Genomic DNA, 23177 nt, shown 5'->3' on the forward strand with positions numbered 1-23177 from the left:
CGCCGGTGAATGCCGGCGTTGTTGTGTTTGAATCATGAAAGCGACCAAGAGAATGACGTTTTGAACTATCAGTTGATCACTACCGATGCCGGATTGCAGCAGGTCTGCGAGCAGGCGAGAAACCATGCCCAGATTGCGTTGGACACCGAATTTGTCAGAACGCGCACCTACTATCCGCAGTTAGGCCTGATTCAGTTATACGACGGTGAACAACTCTCCCTGATCGATCCCTTGCCGATCAAGCAATGGCAGCCGTTTATCGATCTGCTGAGCGATACCCAAATTGTGAAATTCCTGCACGCCGGCAGTGAAGACCTCGAGGTGTTCCTGAATGCGTTCAAAACGCTGCCGACCCCGATGGTCGACACCCAGATACTGGCAGCCTTCACCGGCCGACCTTTGTCTTGTGGTTTTGCGACCCTGGTGACGGAGTATATGCAGGTAGATCTGGATAAAAGCGAATCCCGCACCGATTGGCTGGCACGCCCGCTGACGGAAAAACAGTGCGTATACGCCGCTGCCGATGTGTTCTACCTGTTGCCGATGGCCAAGCAACTGGTGCAGGAAACCGAAGACGCCGGTTGGACTGCCGCCGCCGCCAATGAGTGTCTGCTGCTGTGTCAACGCCGCAGCGAGTCGCTGGCGCCGGAATTGGCCTACCGTGAAATCACCAACGCCTGGCAGTTGCGTCCGCGCCAACTGGGCTGTTTGCAGAAGCTGGCGGAATGGCGGCTGCGCCAGGCGCGTGAGCGTGATTTGGCGGTCAATTTTGTGGTACGCGAGGAAAATCTCTGGCAGGTGGCGCGCTATATGCCAACTTCGCTGGGGGAATTGGATTCGCTTGGCCTGAGCGGCCCGGAAATTCGTTATCACGGTAAGACGTTGCTGGCGTTGGTGGCCGAGGCCAGCGAGCTGGATGAAGCTGCACTGCCGGAGCCGTTGTCCAACCTGATCGACCAACCGGGTTATAAGAAAGTGTTCAAGGATATCAAAGCGGCGATCGTTATTGTCAGTGAACAAAGCGGGTTAAGCAGCGAATTGCTGGCATCGCGCAGGCAGATTAACCAACTGCTGAACTGGCACTGGAAATTGAAAAGCGGCGATAACCTGCCGGAATTAGTCAGCGGTTGGCGCGGTGATTTATTAGCGTCGCCACTTCAGGACATTCTGAAAAATTATTAATCGGTAGGTAGAAAAATCGGGGCAGGGTAAGGAAACGCTGCTCTGGTTATTCGTGAAAAATAATCGAAGAAAATATTTTTCGGCAGGATTTACTTTAAACAAGTGCGGCGCAACATTAATTGAGATTAATCCCAAAGGCGAAAAAACGATTAATGGGCGTTTTTTATCTCAATAACTGGATGTGCATACAGTTACCCCCTGCAAAAAATATACAGGGGGTAATTAATGCGTCGCAATCATTTAGCTGCTTCTTCCGATTCCGGTAATGTCACGTTGAGTTCAAGTACCGAAATATCATCCCCTTTCTGCTCAAACTGCACGTGCAGCATTTCAGGGTCGATTTGAATGTATTTGCAAATTACCGCCAGAATATCGCGCTTTAAATCAGGCAGATAGTGGGGCTCGCTGTCCCCACGACGACGCTCTGCGACGATAATTTGCAGCCGTTCCTTGGCTATATTGGCTGTCGGTTTTTTGCGGGACAGAAAGAAGTCTAGTAATGCCATGGTTTATCCCCCAAAAAGGCGTTTCAGGAAGCCCTTCTTCTCTTCTTCAATGAAGCGGAAGGGGCGTTCTTCTCCTAACAAGCGGCTAACGGTATCGTCATAGGCCTTACCGGCATCTGACTCGATATCAAGAATAACTGGCTCACCCTGGTTAGAGGCGCGCAGCACGGACTGGTCTTCCGGGATAACGCCGACCAATGGAATACGCAGAATTTCCAGCACGTCCTCCATGCTTAGCATATCACCACGGCTGACACGGCCCGGGTTGTAACGGGTCAACAACAGGTGCTCCTTGATAGGAGCTTCGCCTTTCTCAGCGCGACGGGATTTGGAAGACAGAATGCCCAGGATACGGTCAGAGTCACGTACCGAGGAGACTTCCGGGTTAGTGGTGATCACCGCTTCATCGGCGAAATACAACGCCATCAGCGCACCGGTTTCGATACCGGCAGGGGAGTCGCAGACCACGAAATCAAAATTCATCTCGCCCAGATCGTTGAGGATTTTCTCAACGCCTTCACGAGTCAGTGCGTCTTTGTCGCGGGTTTGCGAAGCCGGCAGGATATAAAGGTTATCAGTGCGTTTGTCTTTGATTAACGCCTGATTCAGCGTGGCGTCACCCTGAATCACGTTGACGAAATCGTATACCACCCGGCGTTCACAGCCCATGATCAGATCAAGGTTCCGCAGACCGATATCGAAATCGATCACGACGGTTTTCTTGCCTTTTTGGGCTAAGCCGGTAGCGATGGCCGCGCTTGAAGTGGTCTTGCCAACGCCCCCTTTACCCGATGTAACAACAATAATGCGTGCCATGAAATGGATTCCTTGTCAAAAGGGCTTAATTTAAAGGTTGTATGGTTAAAGCGTTATCCAACAGGCTGAGCCGTGCTGCCTGCCCGAGATAATCGGACGGGATTTGGTCGCTCAACCAGTATTGCCCTGCGATAGAGACTAGCTCAGCACCCAGGTGCGTGCAAAAAATCTGGCACTGCGTATCACCTGAAGCGCCGGCCAGCGCACGACCGCGCATCATGCCGTAAATGTGAATATTGCCGTCGGCAATTAATTCGGCCCCGGCACTGACGCTGCTGGTCACGATCAGATCGCAGTTGCGTGCATAAATTTGTTGGCCAGAACGAACAGGGGCGCTGATGATTCGCGTCTTGGCAGGGGCGTTGATATCCACCACCGGGACTGGCGCAGGGGCCGGTTCCGGGGCGGCCATTTTCTGGCCTTTGCCTTCGTTCAGTAACGGCAGCCCGGCACGGGTTATAGCGCGTTTCTGACGCTCATCTCTGCAACCGCTGATGCCAACAACGCGCAGACCCGCAGCCGTGACAGCCTGTTGAAGTTCTTTCCAGTTTGCATCGCCGTTCAGCGTTGCAACGTTGATAACAACAGGGGCGTTTTTCAAAAAAGCGGGCGCTTGCTCCACTTTTTCCAGTAACGCCTGACGAATTACCTCGGGTTCCGAATTATGCAAATGAACAACCGATAGGGTAAAACTGCTGCCTTTTAGCTCAATTGGCGATTGTGACATCTATCCTGACTCAGTCTCAGCAACTTTAAATCCCCGGAATACCAATCGGGGTGCGATATTCCGATGTACTATAAGCATGTTATAGTCAGAGTTATATCCAGGCAAGACGCTGCCCCAATTAAATAGAGTTAAAAAAATGCTTTGTGTGATCTATAGAAGCCCAAAACGGGATCAAACTTATCTTTATGTCGAAAAAAAAGACGATTTCTCCCGAGTGCCGGAAGATCTGATGAAAAGTTTCGGCACGCCGCAATTGGCGATGGTACTTTCCCTCGAAGGACGGGAAAAGTTAGCCTCGGCGGATATTGAGAAAGTGAAGGAAGCCTTGAAAGAAGAAGGGTTTTATCTGCAATTCCCGCCGCCAGTAGAAAATTTATTAAACCGACATTTGTCAGAGGATAAAAAATAATCACCGCTGGCGCGCAGGGGGCAGGCTAAGTCAGCCCCGTGAAACGGCTAAGGAGCCCTGTGATGAAATTGTCGGCGATAGTAGTGGCATCAACCCTGCTGGCGCTGGGATGCGGCGTCTGTCAACAGACGGCGGCTCAGGTCGCTCCGTCGGGCGTGCCTGCGCCGACAACTGCTGCTGCGGGCACATTGGCCGAAACCGGCCGCGATCCGGCGCAATTTCCGGCCTATGTCGAGCAGTTGAAAGGCCAGGCGCTGGCACAGGGGATTAGTCAGAAAACCATCGACAACGCCTTTGCCAACGCACATTTTGTTGACCGCGTAATCAAGGCCGATCGCAATCAACCGGAAAAGAAAATCACGCTGGACGATTACCTTAAACGTGTGCTGCCACCCGCCAAAATCGAGCAGGGCCGAACGCTGTCCCTGCAATATCGGCCGCAACTGATGCGCGTCACCGCTCAGTACGGTGTCCCCGGGCGTTATATCGTGGCGTTGTGGGGAATGGAAAGCGCCTTCGGCAAGATTCAGGGCCATGAAGACGTCATTTCGGCTCTGGCCACGCTGGCGTTTGAAGGCCGGCGTGAAGCCTTCTTTACCCAACAGTTGATGGCGGCGCTGCAGATCGTGGAGCAGGGTCATGCCAGCAGTACCCAACTAAAAGGATCCTGGGCCGGTGCGATGGGCCAATGTCAGTTTATGCCGACTTCGTTCCTGAACTATGCGGCGGACGGCGACGGCGATGGCCGCATTGATATCTGGAACAATCCTGATGACGTGTTCGCTTCCACCGCCAACTATTTGGCGAGCGAGGGTTGGCAACGGGGCATCGGCTGGGGTAGGGAAGTGACGTTGCCGGCCGGCTTCGGCGCCGATAGCCTGGGGTTGAAAGACAGTCAGGCGCGCAGCGTAAACGAATGGCAAAAACAGGGCGTGCGGCGGCCTGACGGTTCAGCGCTTCCTCACTCCACTCTGCGAAGCTGGGTTATCACACCGGATGACATGCAGGGCCGCGCGTTTCTGGTTTATGATAATTTCCGAACCATCATGCACTGGAATCGCTCTTACTATTTTGCGATTGCTGTGGGTATGATGGCTGACGGTATCGGGCAATAGATTAGCGCTACGGTACCCCCACCAGAGCGTGGAATAACGGGCTTAGCATGCTAAGCCCCTACATGATTGTAGGGAGAGGCGGTATGTATCAACATAGAGACTGGCAGGGTTCACTACTTGATTTCCCGGTTAATAAGGTGGTCTGCGTCGGCAGTAACTACGCCGATCATATTAAGGAAATGGGCAGTGCGGCCTCGGCAGAGCCGGTAGTGTTTATCAAGCCTGAAACAGCGCTGTGCGACATTCGCCAGCCGGTGGCGATCCCCAAAGAGTTTGGGTCGGTGCACCATGAGGTGGAGCTGGCGGTGCTTATCGGTACGCCGTTAAAGCAGGCGAATGAAGATCGCGTAGCTCGTGCTATCGCCGGTTATGGTGTGGCGCTCGATCTGACGCTGCGCGAATTGCAGGCAGGTTTCAAGAAGGCTGGGCAACCCTGGGAAAAAGCCAAGGGTTTTGACGGCTCTTGCCCGATCTCCGGTTTTATTCCGGTGGCGGAGTTTGGCGACCCGCAAAATGCCGAGCTGTCGCTGACGGTAAATGACCAACTGCGTCAGCAGGGCAACACTCGCGATATGATTACCCCAATCTTGCCGCTGATCAGCTATATGAGCCGTTTCTTCACGCTGCGCGCGGGCGACATTATTCTTACCGGCACGCCGCAGGGCGTCGGCCCGATGAGTTCTGGCGACATGTTGAAAATTACGCTTAACGGCAAATCACTGAGCACTCGCGTGATTTAAAATCGTGACCAAAGAAAACTAAAAAGGCCCTTGAAGGGCCTTTTGTTTGTCCGCATTTCGGATCGGTAACCTGATTACTTACGGCCCAACAAGAAGCCGAAAACGATACCGACAGCGGCGGCGATGGCGACGCCGGCGAGTGGGTTGGACTCAACCTGGGTCCGCACGGTGTCTGCCGCGTCGCGAGCCGCATAGCTGGCCTGAGAGGCGTACTTGCGGGCTGCGCCTTTGACCTGATGTTCCGGCGAATCTGTCGCCTCACCGAAGGCTTCCTGAACAGCGCCGGCAGCTTCATTGACCTTGTCTTCTGCTTTTCCAAACATGTTTAGCTCCTTATCTCTGTTCTAAAGGCGAACATTAACCATAGCAGCATTATCGCGGGGCGGGCGGCATAACCTGCTTTATGAGAAGAATCCGAGCATTACCGCAGGGGAGACTGAAGGTATCAGACGGCAGAAACCAAAAAGGTGAGGGCAGGTAATTTGTACTTATAATTGAGGGAAGGGGGCGGTTTCCCCGCCAGATAAAACCGGCAACGCTTTGATATTCCGGTTGCCCAAAGTTGGACGTCATTGTTTTAAATAGCGTTTTTTTTAAGCGCACCTTGCGTTATCATTATGATTGTACTGTGTTTTTAGTCTTTTCATTCGGCTGGAATATCTATATAGTGCACCCTCAAAACCTGTGCGCAGGTTATCTATTCATTTACCTATACCGGACGCGAATATGTCACAAACCCCTTTTTGGCAACAAAAAACGCTGGCGGAAATGTCAGAACAAGAGTGGGAATCGCTGTGCGACGGTTGTGGGCAATGCTGTCTGAATAAGCTGATCGACGAAGATACCGACGAGATTTATTTCACCAACGTAGCCTGCAATCAGTTGAATATTAAGTCGTGTCAGTGCCGCAACTATGAGCGCCGCTTCGAACTGGAAGAAGATTGCATCAAACTGACGCGCGAAAACCTGACTACCTTTGACTGGCTGCCGCCTACCTGTGCGTATCGCCTGATTGGCGAAGGCAAACCGCTGTTTTCATGGCATCCGCTGGTAAGCGGTTCCAAGGCGGCTATGCACGGTGAACGTATTACGGTGCGGCACATTGCGGTGCGTGAGAGTGAAGTGGTGGACTGGCAGGATCACATCTTGAACAAGCCGAGCTGGGCGAGATAAGGAAAAAAGCCCCTGCAAAGAGAGAGGGGCAAGACACACAACAACACCAGGGAAATCGGTAATACAACATGCGGTTACTATAAGGATTTTTTGGCTGAAGTTCATCAGAATATTGATGCAATAATGCATCACTATGATGAGTTTTTTTGTATGAACTTGATGAGTACAAAAACATCACCCTTTATGTCTTGCTGCCAGGCAGCGATCGGGTAATGCATTGCCTCTGCGATTAACGCGTTATGCCCTTCAAACTTAATGTTATGTAAATTACCCGCCCAATCCCGTCTGAATGCTTCTTTATCGTTGTGATATTAAGTAGTTTGACCACTCTCCCGCAGGTTCCGAGAGTACAATAATGAAAATGATACGACTGTTTGCCGTAGCTGGGGCATTGATAGTGCTCGTTTATTACCTTACGCATACTTGACGTCGGGTTACCTCTGAAAATCACAAGCAATCCCATGCAAAACGGCGCCCAGAGGCGCCGTTTTCATTAATACCGCAATGCCGCATTTAGCGGCTGAACAGGTCACGGCGACGCGGCCGGACAAACTGCGCGATCAGCACGACGATGGCGATGAGCAGGTAGGCCGCGAAGATACCCACCAGCCACTGCGGCATTTCCAGCGACAGGAACTGCCATTGGCGCACCGAACAGTCACCGGAAGCGTGAAACACCGCCGGTAGCCATTTATCCAGCGGCAGCCAGGATGGGAAGCTGACGAAGAAATCACAGGTATTGAACGGCGAAGGGTGCAGTTGGATCATGGTGTGTTTCCATGCCAGCTGTACACCTTCCCAGGCGCTGTAAATCCACAACAGGATCGCGACGTAGCGCAGCGGCGTTTTCGGCGCGATGGCACCGACCAATGAGGCGCCGAGAATGCCAAACAGCGCGCAGCGTTCATAAATGCACATCACACAGGGTTGCAGCAGCATTACGTGCTGAAAGTAGAGCGCAACTAATTCCAGCACCAGCGCAGTCAGGGCCATTAGCAGCCAAGCACCGCGCCCCTGCGAGCAACGGTTAAAGAATTGCAACATATATTTATTCTTCCATGCAGTAAGCAATTGAACCGGCAGTGTAAACCAATTCAACCCCGCTGCCAGCCACCTGGGCTGGATTCAGCACAAAAATAGTCGCTGGCAACCGAGTGGGCAGGCACTGTTAATGAGAAGCCGCTTCGATCGAAGGCAATGTCAGCCAATGCCACTGGGTTAGCAGGTCGGTCATTGGCGCCAGAGTAAACTGTACGCACAGCAGCCCAACGAGGGTCAGTACCACAGTATAGGGCAAAGCCATCCACACCATTCGCCCATAGGACAAACGCACCAGCGGCGCCAATGCAGACGTCAGCAGGAACAAAAATGCCGCCTGGCCATTCGGCGTGGCGACCGAGGGCAGGTTGGTTCCGGTGTTAATGGCGACTGCCAGCATCTCGAATTGCTTTAGGGAGATTGCTCCGCTGTTGAACGCGGCGCGCGCCTCATTGATGTAAACCGTGCCGACGAACACGTTATCGGAGACCGACGACAGCAGGCCGTTAAACAGATAAAACAGCGCCAACTGCGAAGAGGGTTCCGCCTGCAGGACAAACTGGATGATGGGGCTGAACAGGTGCTGCTCGATGATCACCGCGACCACGGTGAAAAATACCGTCAGCAGGGCAGTAAAGGGCAGCGCTTCCTGAAATGCCTTGCCGATAGCGTGCTCGTCGGTTACGCCGCACAGGGAGGTGGCGAGAATGATCACCGACAGGCCTATCAGGCCAACCTCCGCCAGATGAAAGGCCAGCGCCATGACCAGCCAAATGCCGATAAGCGCCTGCACCGCCAGCTTGACCTGTTCTTGTTTGCTGCGTCCTGCGGTGGCCTGACGGTCAAACTCTTTCAGTACCTCACGTACGCGTTCCGGCAGTTTGGCGCCATAGCCGAAAATGCCAAAGCGTTCGAGCAGCAGGCAGAGCATCAGGCCGCACACTATTACCGGCAGGGTAACCGGCGCCATCCGCAGGAAGAACTCGGCAAATCCCCAGCCGGCGCTTTTGGCGATAATCAGGTTCTGCGGCTCACCCACCATGGTCATTACGCCGCCCAGCGCGGTGCCGACGCCGGCGTGCATCAGCAAGCTGCGCAAGAAGGCGCGGAACTGCTCCAGCGTTTGCTTGTGATCCTCACTTGCCAGTTCGCTGTCGTCACCGACATCGCTATGACCCTCTGCCCGATTAGAGGCCACGTTGTGATAGATCGAGTAAAAACCTGTGGCGACGCTGATCACCACAGCGACCACCGTCAGCGCATCCAGGAAGGCGGACAGCAGCGCCGCAGCCAGGCAGAACGCCAGTGAAAGCAGCATTTTCGAGCGGATATTAAGTAGCAGCTTGGTAAACACGAACAGCAGCAACTGCTTCATAAAGTAGATGCCGGCCACCATAAAGATCAGCAGCAACAACACATCCAGATTATGGGCAATTTCTTCGCCCACGCGAGCGGGGCTGGTCATGCCAATCAGCACCGCTTCAATCGCCAGCAGGCCGCCCGGCAACAGCGGATAACACTTCAGTGCCATTGCCAGGGTAAAGATAAACTCGATCACCAACAGCCAACCGGCGATAAAGGGATCGACCAGGAAGAAAACCAGCGGGTTGACCAATAAGAAAACGATGATGGCCAATTTATAGCTGTCAGGTGAATGCCCGAGAAAGTTTTTCACCAGAGCACTGCGTAAGGTTGTTTCCATTTTGCGTGACATGTCCTGAAAATAAGTTGTTGCATATTACCCTAACAATGCCGCCGGGGCGGAGGCAATAGGGCCTTGCTTTATGAAGAGCAATTTCTCCGAAGTGGTGTTTTTGCACAATTTTTGCCACTTTATGCACACTTTCGTTTAATGTTTTTCGCTCACGCTATGTCATGCTGGAGCGATCTGGTATGATCAGCCGATTACTATTACTGATTATCGTCGCAACGGAACGTCAAAAACATGGTCATAAAGGCGCAGAGTCCTGCCGGTTTCGCGGAAGAATACATTATCGAGAGTATCTGGAATAATCGCTTCCCCCCTGGCTCTATTTTGCCCGCGGAGCGTGAGCTTTCAGAACTGATTGGTGTCACGCGCACCACGTTACGTGAAGTTTTACAACGCCTGGCCCGCGATGGCTGGCTGACCATTCAGCATGGCAAACCGACCAAAGTAAACAATTTCTGGGAAACATCCGGCCTCAATATTCTCGAGACTCTGGCGCGCCTCGATCATAAAAGCGTCCCGCAACTGATCGACAATCTGTTGTCCGTGCGCACCAATATCGCCTCAATCTTTATTCGCGCCGCGGTGCGTAATCATCCTGAGCAGGCTCAGGAAGTGCTGGCGAAAGCCAGCCAAGTGGAAGATCAGGCGGATGCCTTCAACCTGCTGGATTACGAGATTTTCCGCGGTCTGGCGTTCGCTTCCGGCAACCCGATTTACGGTTTGATCTTCAACGGCCTGAAAGGCTTGTATACGCGCGTTGGTCGTTACTACTTCTCCAACCCGGAATCACGCAAGCTGGCGTTGGCCTTCTACAGCAAGCTGTCGACTCTGTGCCATGAGAAATCGCACGATCAGGTTATGGACTGCGTGCGTAACTACGGTAAAGACAGCGGTGCCATTTGGCACAGCATGCAAGGCACCATGCCGAGCGATCTGACCGAAGCCCGCCGTTAATTCATCACGTTTTCTGCATGAAGCAAAAGGGGCGCCACTTGAAAGTGGCGCCCCTTTGTTATTATGGAAACGAGTTATTAAGCGAACTTAGAGCGGTGTCGGGCGTGGCGGGCAACGATCCAACAATTCGACGCTACCGTCTTCGTTCTGTTGTTCAAGTATAATGTCGAAGCCCCACAGGCGATGCAGATGTTTCATCACCTCGCGACGGCTCTTGTCGAGCGGTGCGCGATCTTGCGGGATGTAGCGCAGCGTCAAGGAACGATCGCCGCGTAAATCCACATTCCAAATCTGAATGTTCGGCTCATGGTTGCTCAGATTATATTGCGCCGACAGCTCTTGGCGAATCGCCCGGTAACCGGCTTCATCATGAATAGCCGCAATTTCCAGATAGTTATTGCGATCGTCGTCCAGCACGGTGAACAGCCGAAAATCACGCATGATCTTGGGTGACAGGAACTGGCTGATAAAGCTTTCATCCTTGAAGTCGCGCATGGCGAAATGCAAGGTTTCCAGCCAGTCTTTACCGGCGATATCCGGGAACCAGTAACGATCTTCTTCCGTCGGCGATTGGCAAATGCGCTTGATGTCCTGGAACATGGCAAAGCCCAGTGCATACGGGTTGATACCGTTGTAATACGGGCTGTTGTACGGCGGCTGGTACACCACGTTAGTGTGACTGTGCAAGAATTCCAGCATGAAACGCTCGGTGACCCGGCCTTCGTCGTACAGGTGATTGAGGATGGTATAGTGCCAGAATGTCGCCCAACCTTCGTTCATCACCTGCGTTTGTTTCTGCGGATAAAAATACTGGCTCACTTTGCGCACTATGCGCAGAACCTCACGTTGCCAGGGCTCAAGCAGTGGCGCATTTTTTTCCATAAAATAGAGAATGTTTTCCTGAGGTTCGCTCGGATAGCGACGGGCCTGTTCAGGTGCTTCTTCGCGTTCGACCCGTGGCAGGGTTTTCCACAGCGTATTGACCTGACTTTGCAGGTACTCCTCACGGCTTTTCTGTCGCGCTTTTTCTTCGACCAGAGAAATTTTCTGCGGCCGTTTGTAGCGGTCCACGCCGTAGCTCATCAGCGCATGGCAGGAGTCGAGCAGCTTTTCTACTTCCTCAACGCCATAACGCTCTTCGCACTGGCTGATGTAATGGCGGGCGAACAACAGGTAGTCGACGATCGAACTGGCGTCGGTCCAACTGCGGAACAGGTAATTATTTTTGAAGAAGGAGTTGTGCCCATAGCAGGCGTGCGCCATCACCAGGGCCTGCATGGTGATGGTATTTTCTTCCATCAGATAGGCGATACAGGGGTTGGAGTTGATAACGATCTCATAAGCCAGGCCCTGTTGCCCATGCTTGTAACGCTGCTCGGTTTCAATGAACTTTTTGCCGAATGACCAATGGGTATAGTTAATCGGCATGCCGACGCTCGAATAGGCGTCCATCATCTGCTCTGAGGTGATGACCTCGATCTGATGTGGGTAGGTGTCGAGCTTGTAATGTTTGGCTACGCGATCGATGTGCTCCAGATACACCTGCAGCAGCTCGAACGTCCAGTCCGGTCCATCGCTCAGACGCTTATCTTCCTTGACCTTATCATGTGTTGAAGTAGTCATCAGCGCACCCTCGTTATTACGGACCTTGCTCGAACGGCAGACCCTGTATCAATCGTAGCTCAAACTGCGCATAGGGAATAATGATATAAAGCGTAAAAATTCAACGATCTGCCCGCAACCTCTTCACGAAGGGGAGCCGAGGGGGTTTTGCCCTGAGTTTTTTCTGCTATGGCAGACCCGACTATCGGTAAAAGGTTATAGTGATAAAAGGATGTTTTATTGGTTTTTTATTCTGACTAATGACGCTTATTTTGCTTTTATATTCTGTTAAAAGCTTGTTGCGCGCTGTGGCTTTTTTTGATGACATCAATGCTGTCATTGACATCATATCAGCGGTTGTTGCCCTCTAAAAGCGGCCTTCTACGACATCTTATCGCTATTTATAGGTAGGTATTGCAAAAGGCGTGGCCATGAACGATAAATTAATTGTGAATGTGGTCACGTTTGATGACGAAGATGTTGGACGGATTTTTCCACTGAGTTAATTTCCTGTGAGCAGAAGATTATGCTTTGTGAAGCCTTGAGCTGGAGTCAGCGATGCGAGTGGTAATTTTAGGTAGTGGGGTGGTGGGCGTTGCCAGTGCCTGGTATTTGGCGAAAGCCGGGCATGAGGTGACGGTAATCGATCGCCAACCTGGCCCGGCAATGGAAACCAGCGCGGCGAACGCAGGCCAGATATCGCCGGGCTATGCGGCTCCGTGGGCTGCGCCTGGCGTGCCGCTGAAAGCCATTAAATGGATGTTCCAGCGCCATGCACCGCTGGCGGTGCGTCTGGATGGCAGCAGCTTCCAGTTGAGCTGGATGTGGCAAATGCTGAAAAACTGCGACACCTCGCACTACATGACCAATAAAGGGCGCATGGTGCGGCTGGCGGAGTATAGCCGTGACTGCATCAAGGCGCTGCGCCAGGAAACCGGCATTCAGTACGAAGGGCGTCAGGGCGGCACGCTGCAGCTGTTTCGCACCCAGCAGCAGTTTGAAAACGCGTCGAAAGACATTGCCGTGCTGGAAGATGCAGGCGTGCCGTATAAACTGCTGGAAGCCCACCAACTGGCAACGGTTGAACCTGCGCTGGCGCAGGTAGCGCACAAGCTGACCGGCGGTCTGCAATTGCCGAATGATGAAACCGGTGACTGCCAGCTGTTTACTCAGCAGCTGGCCAAGCTGGCGCAGCAGGCGGGCGTCACCTTCTTGTATAACCGCAGTGTTGATCGTCTGCTGGTGGACGGCGATCAAATCAGCGGCGTGCAGTGCGGCACAGAAGTGTTCAAGGCCGACAGCTACGTAGTGGCCTTCGGCTCTTACTCCACTGCGCTGTTGCGCGATCTGGTCTCGATCCCCGTTTACCCGCTAAAAGGATATTCACTGACCATTCCTATTGCGGATGAAGCTGCGGCGCCGTTCTCGACCGTTCTGGATGAAACCTACAAAATCGCCATTACCCGTTTCGACCAACGTATTCGTGTCGGCGGCATGGCGGAAATTGTCGGCTTTAATACCCAGTTGGAGCAGAAACGTCGGGAAACGTTGGAAATGGTGGTACGGGATCTCTACCCCAACGGCGGACGGGTTGAAGAGGCGACTTTCTGGACCGGTCTGCGTCCTATGACGCCGGACGGCACACCGATCGTTGGCAAGACCTCGCTGAAAAACCTGTTCCTCAATACCGGGCACGGAACTTTGGGCTGGACCATGGCGTGCGGCTCCGGGCAATTGCTTTCCGATCTGATTTCCGGCACCACGCCGGCTATCCCTTCAGACGATCTGGCGGTGGCGCGATACAGTGCCGGCTTTCGCAACGAGCACCCCACACCCTTGAACGATGTGCATCCAGCGCGTTAATCCTCTTAATTTATAATGCTGTAGTCACGGGCGCCGGCCCGTGACCTCAACCGCCAGTCCGCAGGAGAATCCATGCCTCGCCCGATTACCGCCACGCTGCATCTTTCCGCTTTTGAAAATAATCTGCAGGTGGTTCGCCGTTTTGCCCCCAGCGCTAAAATTTGGTCGGTAGTAAAAGCCAATGCTTATGGCCACGGAATCAAGCATGTCTGGCGTAGCCTGGCGAAGACCGACGGTTTCGCCTTGCTGGATCTCGCCGAAGCCATTTTATTGCGCGAGTCCGGCTGGCAAGGGCCGATTTTGCTGTTGGAAGGTTTTTTCAAGCCGCAGGATTTGGCCCTGCTCGATCGTTATCGTTTAACCACCTCGGTGCACAGCGACTGGCAACTGGCGGCGATCGCCGAGGCCAAGTTGTCCGCACCGCTGGATATTTATCTTAAAGTGAACAGCGGGATGAATCGCCTGGGCTTTGCCCCTGATCGTTTGCATAGCCTTTGGCTGCAAGCGCGGGAGATGGGTAATATCGCCAGCCTGACGCTGATGAGCCACTTTGCCACCGCCGACGGCCCGCAAGGCGTGGCAGAGCAGATGACGACCATTGAGGGCGCGGCGGCGGGAATACCACTGCCGCGCTGTCTGGCGAACTCGGCCGCCACGTTGTGGCATCCGCAGACCCACGGCAACTGGGTGCGGCCAGGCATTGTATTGTATGGTGCATCGCCAAGCGGCCAGTGGCGCGATATCGCCGACAGCGGCCTGCGGCCAGCCATGACGCTGAGCAGTGAAATCATTGGTATTCAGGCGCTGAAAAGCGGTGACCGCGTGGGCTACGGCTGGCGCTACAGCGCCAATACCGCGCAGCGTATCGGTGTGGTGGCCTGCGGTTATGCGGATGGTTATCCTCGCCATGCGCCGAGCGGCACGCCGGTCTGGGTGGATGGTGTGTTGACGCGTACTGTAGGCACGGTCTCGATGGATATGCTGGCAGTCGATCTGACGCCCTGTCCACGCGCTGACATTGGCACGGAAGTAGAACTGTGGGGACGGCACCTGCCGGTTGACGATGTCGCCGCTGCGGCAGGCACGCTGGGTTATGAGTTGCTGACGGCGCTGGCAGCGAGAGTGCCAGTCACCGTCGAGGCGTAAGCCTCAGGCAATTGTCTTCAACTGACCTTTAATTTGCTTGCTGCGCTGCCGTGCGTGCAGCGCCAGCAGGCAACCCGCCAGCATTACCAACGCCAGCGACAATTTCGGCTGCAACGGCATCGCCATTGCCAACAGGCCCAATGCTGCGCCGCCGGCCATCTGCACGAAGCCCACCAACGCCGAAGCGACGCCGGCTTCATTGGAGTATGGCTCCAGCGCATAACTGGTTGCCGGGCCCATCACAAACGCCAGGCCCGCACAGGCGAAGGCGACCGGCAGCATATACGCCAGCCAATGAGTTTGCGCCGCGCCGGAAAGCAGGTTAACGCCCAGTAACAGCCCAATACAGCCGATTCCCATCAATACCCCGCCGGTCGCCAGGCAAATCGGCCGGCCGACTTTGTGAATAATGCGGTTGGCGAAAAAACTGACCAGCATGATCCAAAAGCCGTTGGCGCCGAATACCAGCGAGAACTGCAGCGGCGTCAATCCGGCGGTGCCCATCAGCACGTTCGGCGCCAGCGAAACATAGGTTAACGCCATCCCCATCGCCCCGGAGTTCACTACTGCGAAGGACAGGAAATTGCGATCGCTGAGGATGCGCGCATATTGCCGCATCGGCAATCCTTTGACCCGAAGGGTATCCGCCGGCCGGGTTTCCGGCAGGCGCAGGGCGATCAGCACCAGCACGGCGAGGGCATAGCAAACCAGGAACCAGAATGGGGCGCGCCAGCCGAAAGCTTCCGCCAGCAGCCCGCCGAGCAGCGGCGCCAGCGCAGGAATAATATTCAGCGTGCCGTTGAGAAAACCGTAGGCACGTGCGGCGTCGTCGCCATTCAGGCGGTCACGTACGCCGCTGAACGCCACTACCGCCGTACAGCACACCGCCACGCCCTGCAGCAGGCGTGAGGCAACAAACACCGTTGGCGTGGTCGCCAGTGCCGCCATTGCCGCGCCGATCATGTAGATAACAATACCGGCCAGCGCGACCGGCTTGCGGCCGTAGTTATCCACCAGCGGGCCGGCGATAACCTGCCCAAGACCCAATACCAGAATGAACAGTGAAATGGTGGACTGAATCAGCGCTTCACTGCTGTTAAGGCCAAGAGCGATCGCGGGAATGGTCGGCAGATAGAGATCGATGCCCAGCGGGCCGAGCAGCACCAGGCTAAGAAGCAGAAACAGAAATTTTTGCATAACAAAAACAGCACGTCCTAGTGACAAAGAGGGGTAGAGTAGAGATTCTGGCGTCAAATGGAAAGAGGCAAGGCACAAGCGTTCGCCAGGTGAATTTTGCCGGCCTGAATTACACGGCGGAGGCCTGGCGATAATAAAGTGCAGAAACCGTATCCGCCACATAGCGGGCCTGGTGTTTGGCGTCGTCCAGCGCACGATGCGGTGTACCTTCGAAGGGCCGTTCCTTCTTCGGGTTGAAGCCGTGCAGTTCGGCCAGGGTGATCACCGTACGCACGTCCTGCGTGTCCCAAAACTTCCAGGGACAGGGCATTTCAAACTGCTGGAAAGCATGTTCGAGGATCGTACAGTCGAACTCCTTGCCGTTCCCCCAGACTTTCACCCTGTCAGTGCTGTTCATATGGATAAAACGGCTCAGGCTAGTCAGTACCCGCTTCAGGCTTTCGGTTCCGCCAAAGGCCAGCTTGCGTGCTTCATCAGACTGTTTTGCCCACCAGGCCACGGTATCCAGACTGATGGTTCTACCAGGCTGATCTTTTTGGCTGCTGACGGCGTTTTCGAATTCCGCGCCTAGCTGGCCGGTCTTGGGATCAAAAAATACGGCGGCAACCACCAGGATCACCGCACTGGGTTTTATGTCCAGAGTTTCAATGTCTAGCATCAGATGGTGCATTGGCGGTCTCCGCTGGCTGAATCATCGTAGTATGTTACTACAAACCGGGCGAGGATGCGCAGTCAGCCACGGCGCCGGCCTGCGGCATTCGCCAGAGTGACCGCCAGCACCGCCAGCAGCACCAGGGCGGCCACCGGGGTCACAACGCCCCAGGGCGCTCGTTCGATATAAGGCATGCCTTCGGCCAGCACCAATCCCCATTCTGCGCTGGGCGGTTGGGGCCCGAGCCCAAGGAAGCCCAGCGCCGCCAGCGCCAATGCAATCCCCGGCAGGCGCAGCATGGCGTGACGAAGCAACGGCCCCATTAACGCCGGCAGCAGGTAGTGCGTCAGCGTGCACAGGGGGCCTATTCCCAATACGGGCAGCATGCGGATATAGGGCTGCGTGCGCGCCTCGGTCAATAGCGAGGCGCAGTGTGCCGCCAGCGGTGCCCAACTGATCAGCATTACCGCGCAGGCGGCACCGTAGGCTGAGGGGCCGGTAATGGCGATCACCAACAGGCCCGCCACGACGGGCGGCGTGGCGTTGGCCAGCTCAATCACCCCGCACATCAGGCGCGGCATCAGGCCAAACAGTATTCCGAGGAGCAGCGAAGCGAAGCTGACGCCTAGCGCCAGCAGGCTGGTATTCACCGCACCCTGTGCGACCCTCGCCAGAATGTCCCGGCCAGTGGCGTCGGCGCCAAAGGGCAGTGCCAGGCTCGGCGGTTGCAGGCGCATATGCAGGGACGAGAAAGGATCGCGTATGACCCCGCTAAACACCAGCAGGCATAGCAATAACGCGGCGAGGGCGGCGACAAGATAACTGCCTCTGACGCTGTGTTGGGGTTGCGGCGAATTGGGCAGCGACGCGGCGATACGGCCCAGCAGCAGATAATGCGCTCCCTGCGCCAGGAAACCGGCGCTGAAGGCGATCACCAGCAGAATCAGGATGCCGCACTGCAGCGCAGGCAGATCCTGCGCGATGGCGGCACCTAAGGTCGCCCGGCCAAGACCGGGAATGGCAAACACTTTCTCGACGGCAATGGCACCGCCGGTAAGCCCTACCAGCACCAGACCGATCTGGGGCAGCAGGGCGGGCAATGTGCGGCGCAATACCGCCAACAGACGTTGCCTCCGGGAGATACCGGCAAGGCTCCAGGTGATCAACCAGCGTTCAGAGAAAGTTGCGGCCAGCCCGTCGCTGAACAGCAGGCCCAGCAAGCCTCCTGCCGGCAAACCCAGCGCCAGCGCAGGCAGGACGACGTGTTGCAGGCTTTGCCAGCCATAGGGCGGGAACCAGCGCAACCAGACGGCGCCGACAATCAGCAACAGCGCCGCCAGCAAAAATTCCGGCAGGGAGGTCAGCGCCACAGCCAGTACGCCGGCAGGGCGCTGGTGGTGGCCGCACAGGCCACGCCACAGGGTTGGCAGCGCCAACAGCAGCGCGACCAACAGCGCCACCGTGAGCGCACAGGCCATCAGGGCCAAAGACACTCCGGCGGCTTGCAGCATGCCTTCCAGCACCGGCCGGCCCGAGATCCAGGAGTTGCCGGCATCCCCGCGCAGCAAGCCGGCAAACCACCGGCCAAGCAGCATCAACGGCCCGTCATCCAGACCGAATCGTTGACGAATGGCGTTCAGGGCTTCCGGCGTCGCTTCTTGCTCGCTTGAGCGGGCACGCAGCAGGCTGAGCGCCGGATCGCGGCCGGAAATCCAGGGCATCAGACCAATGAGCAAAATCATCGCCAGCAGGGCAAACAAGCGTGAGAAGAGCGGCAACAACATCATTATCGAGCGCTTTTTCACTATCAGGGCTGCCCGGCGGAAATAACGCTGTGCGGTGTCACCAATCGGCGTTCACGCGGGTCGCGTTCTGCGTATTGCATCGCGCCGGCTTCGCCCTGGATCACCCTTTCATGCAACAAGGGGATTGCGGCATGCGTGGCGAGAATGCGGCTTTCCGCCTCGATAATCGCCTGGCGCCGCTGCGCACCGGCCGGTATGGCTGCGGCCAGGGTTAATGCCTCGTCCACCTTGGGGTCACAGAGTTGAGCGATATTGAACGATCCCTGACAGGCAAAATCGCTGTACATGTAGGCCACCGGATCGCCGGAATCCAACACTGTGGCGCGCGACAAAATGAATGCGTCGAATTTGCCCGCCAACGCATCGGCTTCAATGTGGGCGTATTCCCTCACTTCCTGCTTCACTATAAAGCCGGCGGCGCTGAGCTGTTGCGCCAGATAAACCGCGACTTCGGGCAGCTCTGCGCGATCGCTGAAGGTCGCCAGGGTAATGGTTTTGCCTTGCACGGCCGCCGCTTGCTTAGCCGGTTGCGGTTGCCGTAATGAGGCGGCCCAGGGCAATGCCGGACCCAGCAGCCCGTTGGCAAGATCGGCGCGGCCTTCGTAGACGTTGTCCACCAACTGTTGGCGTTGAACCGCCGCTGCCGCTGCTGCGCGCACCGCGGGATCGCTGAAAGCGCCGAGGCGAGTGTTCAGATACAGCGTATTGGTGCGCGGCATCGGGACTTCGTGGATCAGCCCCGCTTCAATGAGCGGCAACTGCGATACCGGCAGGGCTTCAACCAGATCGGCGCTACCGGTGCGCAAGGCGGCGGCGCGGGCGTTGCTGTCCGGCACAAAACTGACGTCTATCCCCGGTGCGGCGGCTTTTTCCCCCCAGTAACCCTCAAAGCGGTTTAGCCGTGCGCTGCTGGTGCCGTTGATTTCCGTCAGCACAAAGGCCCCGGTTCCGGCCTGCAACGGATTAACCACGCCGTTGGCGGCATAGGCCCGTTCAGCGAGGATCGCCAATTGCGGGCTGGACAGCCGTTGCGGGATCAGGGGATCAGGATGAGCGGTAGTGATCACCACGGCGTTATCGCCTTCGGTGGCAACCGATAGCTCCACGCCATCAAGAATGCGCGGTTTTGGCGCAGCATTCATTGCGGCTGAAAGTGAGCGCACTACGCTTTGTGCCGTCATTAGGCTGCCGTCATGGAAACTGACGCCCTGACGCAGCACAAAGCGCCAGCGGCGTTCATCTATTTGCTGCCATTCGGTCGCCAGCGCCGGCTCGGCATCGCCATTGGCGTTCAGCACCACCAGGGTTTCGGCGTTGCTCCAGCGCGAGAGTTTAAATGCGTCATCGCTCAACGGCGTTAACCCGGAGCGGGGCGGTTGTAGCATGGCCAGCCGGATACGTTTTTCTTCGGTGGCACTTTTTTTCGGTTTGGCAGGTTCAAAGCAACCGCCAAGCAGCAAACTGCCGGCAAGCAGGCAGCCGGTAGGGCCAATAAAGCGCAGGTTCAGCATGCAAAATTCCTCGGGATCTCAGGGCTTAAAAGAGGACAAAGATGGGATTGCGGCGATCAAGGCGCGGGTAGCGACATGCCGGGGCGTTTGCAGCAGCTCGTGGGTTGGGCGATCTTCCACGATGGTGCCGCGATCCATCACCAGCGTGCGTTGGCATAAGGCGGCCACCAACGAAATATCATGGGAGACCAGTAACATTCCCATTCGTTGCTGACGGGCAAGACGATCGAGCAGGTTGACGATCTGCCGGCGCAAGGGCAGGTCCAGACCGCTGACCGGCTCATCGGCCAGTAAAAAACGGGGTTGCAGCGCGATGGCGCGTGCCAGGGCTACCCGCTGCGCCTGCCCGCCGGAAAGCTGGCCCGGCCTGGCGTACAGCAGGTGTTCATCCAGTTCAACCTGGCGCAGAGCGCGTTCGGCAGTGATACCCAGATCCTGCGGCAGACCGAGTTGGCGCAAGGGGGCGATAATCAGTTCGGCGACCGTATGGCGCGGATTGAGCGAGGCATGGGCGTCTTGCGGTACATACTGCACCAAACGTCGGTACCAGCGCAGCCGGCGAACGGACGCTGGGCGAATTGCTGTGCCCTGGCAGAGAATGTGGCCGAAATCCGGTGCCTCTAGCGCTAACAGCAGTTTAAGCAAGGTGGATTTGCCTGCACCGGAACAGCCAACCAGCCCGATGCGTTCTTCGGCATGCAGATTCAGGTCAGTAGGGCCGAGACCACCAGATGCAGGCGCATATTGCCGACAGACATTCTGCAGGCTGATAAAGGGCAGTGTGGCGTTGACCGGCGAGTGATTCACTGGATTATCCCGCCATACTCATGGCGGGATAATCACTGAATGCCGGACGCAGTGCCGTGGCAACCAACCGCTGGGTATAGGGATGTACCGGTTGGCGCAACAGCTGTGTGACAGACCCGTGCTCAGCTATCTTGCCGTTCGCCAGCACGATTGCGCGTTGGCACAGGCTGGCGGCGACGGAAAGATCGTGGGTGATAAACAGCAGCGCCGGTGCTGCGGGGCGCTCGGTATAGCGCTTGAGGATATCGATTAACTGATACTGGCTGACCATATCAAGCGCGGTGGTGGGTTCATCCGCTATCAACAGGTTTTTCTCGCCGCTCAGCGCCAGCGCCGCACAGACTCGCTGGCATTGGCCACCAGACAATTGTCCCGGATAGCGCTTCATCATATCCGGCGGCAAGCCCAGCGCGGCCAACAACTCGGCGGCGCAGCATTGGGCGTGTTCTTTGTTCATGCCGCTTCGGGCTCGCAGGGCCATGATCAGTTGTTTACCCACGGTGGTCAGGGGATTGAGACTGGTAAAGGGATCTTGAAAAATGGCCGCCAGCGCGAGGGGCTTGCGCTGTTGTAAACGTTGGCCGCTGATTTCCTGCCCCAGCAGCCGTATCGATCCGCTGAGTGTTGCGTCGAATGGCAACGTGCCCAAAATGGCTGCGGCGGTGAGTGACTTGCCTGAGCCGGATGCGCCAAGCAGACACAGCCGCTCGCCGACATGCAGGGTGAAGTTCAGATCGCTGATTTTGACTTCCCCGTTAATCGACAGTGTCAGATGTTCTACGGTGAGTAACGGTGGGCTTTGGGTTTCCATTAGCGTATCTGTAAATGTTGTTTTTGATATGTAATAACATAACATTCGTTGGCGGGAAATGACCAGCAGATTTCTGAAATACTTTGAAATGATCTAAAGCAGGAAAATCAAGGTATGATGCTCAAGGTATTGTTGTCAGGTTGGTTCTATCGGTGAGAACGTTTATTTTTATTCTGTGCATGGCCGGCTATGTGCTGGTGCTGGGTTATCTTGGTGTTTACGTCACCGATAAGTTATGCGAGCAATCCAGTAACTACACCAAGCTGTGCCGTATGGTCGATATCTCCGAGCCGCATATTCCCAAATAAATGACTGCCGTCACCCCAGATAATCGGTAGTAATCAATGGCGTCAGTACCCCGGACAAGCCGGTCAACGTAGCCCATTGCCGCCAGCCCAAACGTGCCAGCCAATCCTGGCGCAACGGCGGTGTCGCAAGTTGCCCCAGTGCAACCGTGCCGCTGAGCAAGACCGTCAGGATCACGAAGACCAGCCCGCGGCTCCAGGAATTAAATTCGATATGCAACACGTTGGCGTAATACAGCCGCATCAGGATAAAATAGGCGAGCATCAGCCAGGCGAAACGCGTTCGTTTTTTCAGCAACTGGTAGAGCATAAAGGCGATGAACAGGCTATGGAGCCATGAGGTCAGCGGCGATTCAATGGGGTGTCTGACACAGACGTTATACACCGCCAGGTAGATATTAAAGATCAACAGCGTATAGACGGCATATATATACCAGCCATAGATGATTTTGAACTTTTTGGTGTTTGGCGGGATAGGGCAATAGTCCGGTATCATGAGAGCCTCCTGAGCTGAATAGCGTTATAACATCAGGTGGCTAAATGAAAATTAAACGCCAAACGGGCTTTATTTTACCCCAAAAGGGGAACTAATCGGCCCTTGCCGAGTCTGTTCAACCAATAACGGCCAAGGCGTTTTCAGCGAAAGAGTAATGGCAAGATAGTGATATGAAAAATTATAAAAACAGTCGTTCGACAGTATGTTTACTGGTTGCCACTGTGGGGCTTTATTTTTTCCTGCCGCCGACGTTGATAGCTTTGTTCTGCCAATGGTTTAATTTGAATCCCTTCTTTCTTATCAGGTCCTGGCATCTTAATCCCTTTTCTGCCGCCCGGGGCATTCCGCTCTATCAAACCGCTGTGCCTATATTAATTGTGTGGGTTTTGGTCAATGTCGTGATAGCGGCCATTTTTTTGGCCATAGTGGGTTTATATCGGCGGTTTGGCGGGGCAAAGCATTGATGGTTTCATGCCGTACGCGGGTAAAAGTATCTTGCAAAGGATAATGATAGTCGTTATCATTTAATGGTCGGTGAGGGAGAAAAAGGGTTGTCTCCTTGTGTGCCACCCAAGCCGGCAAGACATTGCTCACATTGCTTCCAGTGTTTG

General features: G+C 55.3%; 24 protein-coding genes. 10 read left to right on the forward strand and 14 right to left on the reverse strand.

The genetic code is table 11. The features are described from left to right. The first annotated feature begins 60 nt into the window (after positions 1–60). Positions 61–1182 (forward strand): ribonuclease D, encoded by a 1122-nt coding sequence (gene rnd, locus D4100_RS00090; RefSeq protein WP_119804082.1) that lies wholly within the window; start codon positions 61–63, stop codon positions 1180–1182. Between the two features lie 236 nt (positions 1183–1418). Here rnd and minE read toward each other — a convergent pair whose 3' ends face one another. From minE to minC, 3 genes are read right to left on the reverse strand one after another with little or no spacing between them, the layout of a single operon-like run. Further along, a complete protein-coding gene (minE, locus tag D4100_RS00095) occupies positions 1419–1688 on the reverse strand; it encodes a cell division topological specificity factor MinE (protein ID WP_004945472.1) in 270 nt (89 codons plus the stop codon). A 3-nt stretch (positions 1689–1691) separates the two neighbouring features. Beyond that, positions 1692–2504: a septum site-determining protein MinD gene (gene minD, locus D4100_RS00100; protein WP_013813311.1), complete on the reverse strand. Its 813-nt coding sequence runs from the start codon at positions 2502–2504 to the stop codon at positions 1692–1694. A gap of 25 nt (positions 2505–2529) precedes the next feature. Beyond that, positions 2530–3231 (reverse strand): septum site-determining protein MinC, encoded by a 702-nt coding sequence (gene minC / locus D4100_RS00105; protein ID WP_065506312.1) that lies wholly within the window; start codon positions 3229–3231, stop codon positions 2530–2532. 136 nt (positions 3232–3367) lie between these two features. On the opposite strand from minC, the gene D4100_RS00110 reads away from it, so the two are divergent. The 3 genes from D4100_RS00110 (at position 3368) to D4100_RS00120 (ending at position 5495) form a co-directional block, all read left to right on the forward strand. After that, the gene (locus tag D4100_RS00110) at positions 3368–3640 is read left to right on the forward strand and encodes a YcgL domain-containing protein (protein ID WP_065506311.1); all 273 of its coding nucleotides are present in this window, start codon (positions 3368–3370) and stop codon (positions 3638–3640) included. A gap of 62 nt (positions 3641–3702) precedes the next feature. Next, entirely contained in the window at positions 3703–4755 is a 1053-nt protein-coding gene (locus D4100_RS00115; RefSeq protein WP_119802510.1) for a lytic murein transglycosylase, read from the forward strand. An 83-nt stretch (positions 4756–4838) separates the two neighbouring features. After that, positions 4839–5495 (forward strand): fumarylacetoacetate hydrolase family protein, encoded by a 657-nt coding sequence (locus tag D4100_RS00120; RefSeq protein WP_004945462.1) that lies wholly within the window; start codon positions 4839–4841, stop codon positions 5493–5495. A gap of 74 nt (positions 5496–5569) precedes the next feature. Here D4100_RS00120 and D4100_RS00125 read toward each other — a convergent pair whose 3' ends face one another. Then, on the reverse strand, positions 5570–5818 hold the full coding sequence (locus D4100_RS00125) for a CsbD family protein (RefSeq protein WP_004945460.1): 249 nt from the start codon (positions 5816–5818) through the stop codon (positions 5570–5572). A gap of 403 nt (positions 5819–6221) precedes the next feature. Between D4100_RS00125 and D4100_RS00130 the strand changes: the two genes are divergently transcribed. Further along, the gene (locus tag D4100_RS00130; RefSeq protein ID WP_065506309.1) at positions 6222–6668 is read left to right on the forward strand and encodes a YcgN family cysteine cluster protein; all 447 of its coding nucleotides are present in this window, start codon (positions 6222–6224) and stop codon (positions 6666–6668) included. Between the two features lie 513 nt (positions 6669–7181). Here D4100_RS00130 and dsbB read toward each other — a convergent pair. Then, entirely contained in the window at positions 7182–7712 is a 531-nt protein-coding gene (dsbB, locus tag D4100_RS00135) for a disulfide bond formation protein DsbB (RefSeq protein ID WP_065506308.1), read from the reverse strand. Between the two features lie 124 nt (positions 7713–7836). Then, positions 7837–9408 carry a sodium/proton antiporter NhaB gene (gene nhaB / locus D4100_RS00140; protein ID WP_065506839.1) on the reverse strand — a complete coding sequence of 524 codons (1572 nt, stop codon included), beginning with the start codon at positions 9406–9408 and terminating at the stop codon, positions 7837–7839. A 243-nt stretch (positions 9409–9651) separates the two neighbouring features. Between nhaB and fadR the strand changes: the two genes are divergently transcribed. Next, on the forward strand, positions 9652–10371 hold the full coding sequence (fadR, locus tag D4100_RS00145; RefSeq protein ID WP_065506307.1) for a fatty acid metabolism transcriptional regulator FadR: 720 nt from the start codon (positions 9652–9654) through the stop codon (positions 10369–10371). An 87-nt stretch (positions 10372–10458) separates the two neighbouring features. Here the strand turns inward: fadR and D4100_RS00150 are convergent, their stop codons facing one another. Continuing rightward, a complete protein-coding gene (locus tag D4100_RS00150; protein WP_119802512.1) occupies positions 10459–11994 on the reverse strand; it encodes a SpoVR family protein in 1536 nt (511 codons plus the stop codon). A gap of 537 nt (positions 11995–12531) precedes the next feature. Here D4100_RS00150 and D4100_RS00155 point away from each other — a divergent pair. Together D4100_RS00155 and dadX are read left to right on the forward strand one after the other, a co-directional pair. Next, the gene (locus D4100_RS00155) at positions 12532–13836 is read left to right on the forward strand and encodes a D-amino acid dehydrogenase (protein ID WP_119802514.1); all 1305 of its coding nucleotides are present in this window, start codon (positions 12532–12534) and stop codon (positions 13834–13836) included. 72 nt (positions 13837–13908) lie between these two features. Then, positions 13909–14982 (forward strand): catabolic alanine racemase DadX, encoded by a 1074-nt coding sequence (gene dadX / locus D4100_RS00160; RefSeq protein ID WP_065506304.1) that lies wholly within the window; start codon positions 13909–13911, stop codon positions 14980–14982. A 3-nt stretch (positions 14983–14985) separates the two neighbouring features. Here the strand turns inward: dadX and D4100_RS00165 are convergent, their stop codons facing one another. The 6 genes from D4100_RS00165 to D4100_RS00190 form a co-directional block, all read right to left on the reverse strand. Beyond that, entirely contained in the window at positions 14986–16179 is a 1194-nt protein-coding gene (locus tag D4100_RS00165) for a multidrug effflux MFS transporter (RefSeq protein ID WP_065506303.1), read from the reverse strand. 109 nt (positions 16180–16288) lie between these two features. Beyond that, positions 16289–16849, reverse strand: coding sequence for a 3'-5' exonuclease (locus D4100_RS00170; RefSeq protein ID WP_119802516.1), 561 nt, complete (start codon positions 16847–16849; stop codon positions 16289–16291). A gap of 62 nt (positions 16850–16911) precedes the next feature. Beyond that, positions 16912–18615, reverse strand: a complete 1704-nt coding sequence (locus D4100_RS00175) for an ABC transporter permease subunit (RefSeq protein WP_119804083.1) — start codon at positions 18613–18615, stop codon at positions 16912–16914. A gap of 23 nt (positions 18616–18638) precedes the next feature. After that, positions 18639–20147 (reverse strand): ABC transporter substrate-binding protein, encoded by a 1509-nt coding sequence (locus D4100_RS00180; RefSeq protein ID WP_119802518.1) that lies wholly within the window; start codon positions 20145–20147, stop codon positions 18639–18641. Positions 20148–20165: 18 nt separating this feature from the next. Further along, entirely contained in the window at positions 20166–20954 is a 789-nt protein-coding gene (locus D4100_RS00185) for an ABC transporter ATP-binding protein (protein ID WP_065506300.1), read from the reverse strand. A gap of 4 nt (positions 20955–20958) precedes the next feature. Beyond that, complete coding sequence (locus tag D4100_RS00190; RefSeq protein ID WP_119802520.1) at positions 20959–21765, reverse strand: ATP-binding cassette domain-containing protein; 807 nt, start codon at positions 21763–21765, stop codon at positions 20959–20961. Between the two features lie 152 nt (positions 21766–21917). Between D4100_RS00190 and D4100_RS25710 the strand changes: the two genes are divergently transcribed. Next, positions 21918–22073: a hypothetical protein gene (locus D4100_RS25710; RefSeq protein ID WP_013813239.1), complete on the forward strand. Its 156-nt coding sequence runs from the start codon at positions 21918–21920 to the stop codon at positions 22071–22073. Positions 22074–22083: 10 nt separating this feature from the next. Here the strand turns inward: D4100_RS25710 and D4100_RS00195 are convergent, their stop codons facing one another. After that, on the reverse strand, positions 22084–22566 hold the full coding sequence (locus D4100_RS00195; protein ID WP_065506298.1) for a hypothetical protein: 483 nt from the start codon (positions 22564–22566) through the stop codon (positions 22084–22086). A gap of 170 nt (positions 22567–22736) precedes the next feature. On the opposite strand from D4100_RS00195, the gene D4100_RS00200 reads away from it, so the two are divergent. Further along, a complete protein-coding gene (locus D4100_RS00200; RefSeq protein WP_071919912.1) occupies positions 22737–23030 on the forward strand; it encodes a hypothetical protein in 294 nt (97 codons plus the stop codon). Positions 23031–23177: the final 147 nt, after the last annotated feature.

Origin of the sequence: Serratia inhibens (assembly GCF_003591175.1) — a bacterium.
GTDB classification, from domain to species: domain Bacteria; phylum Pseudomonadota; class Gammaproteobacteria; order Enterobacterales; family Enterobacteriaceae; genus Serratia; species Serratia inhibens.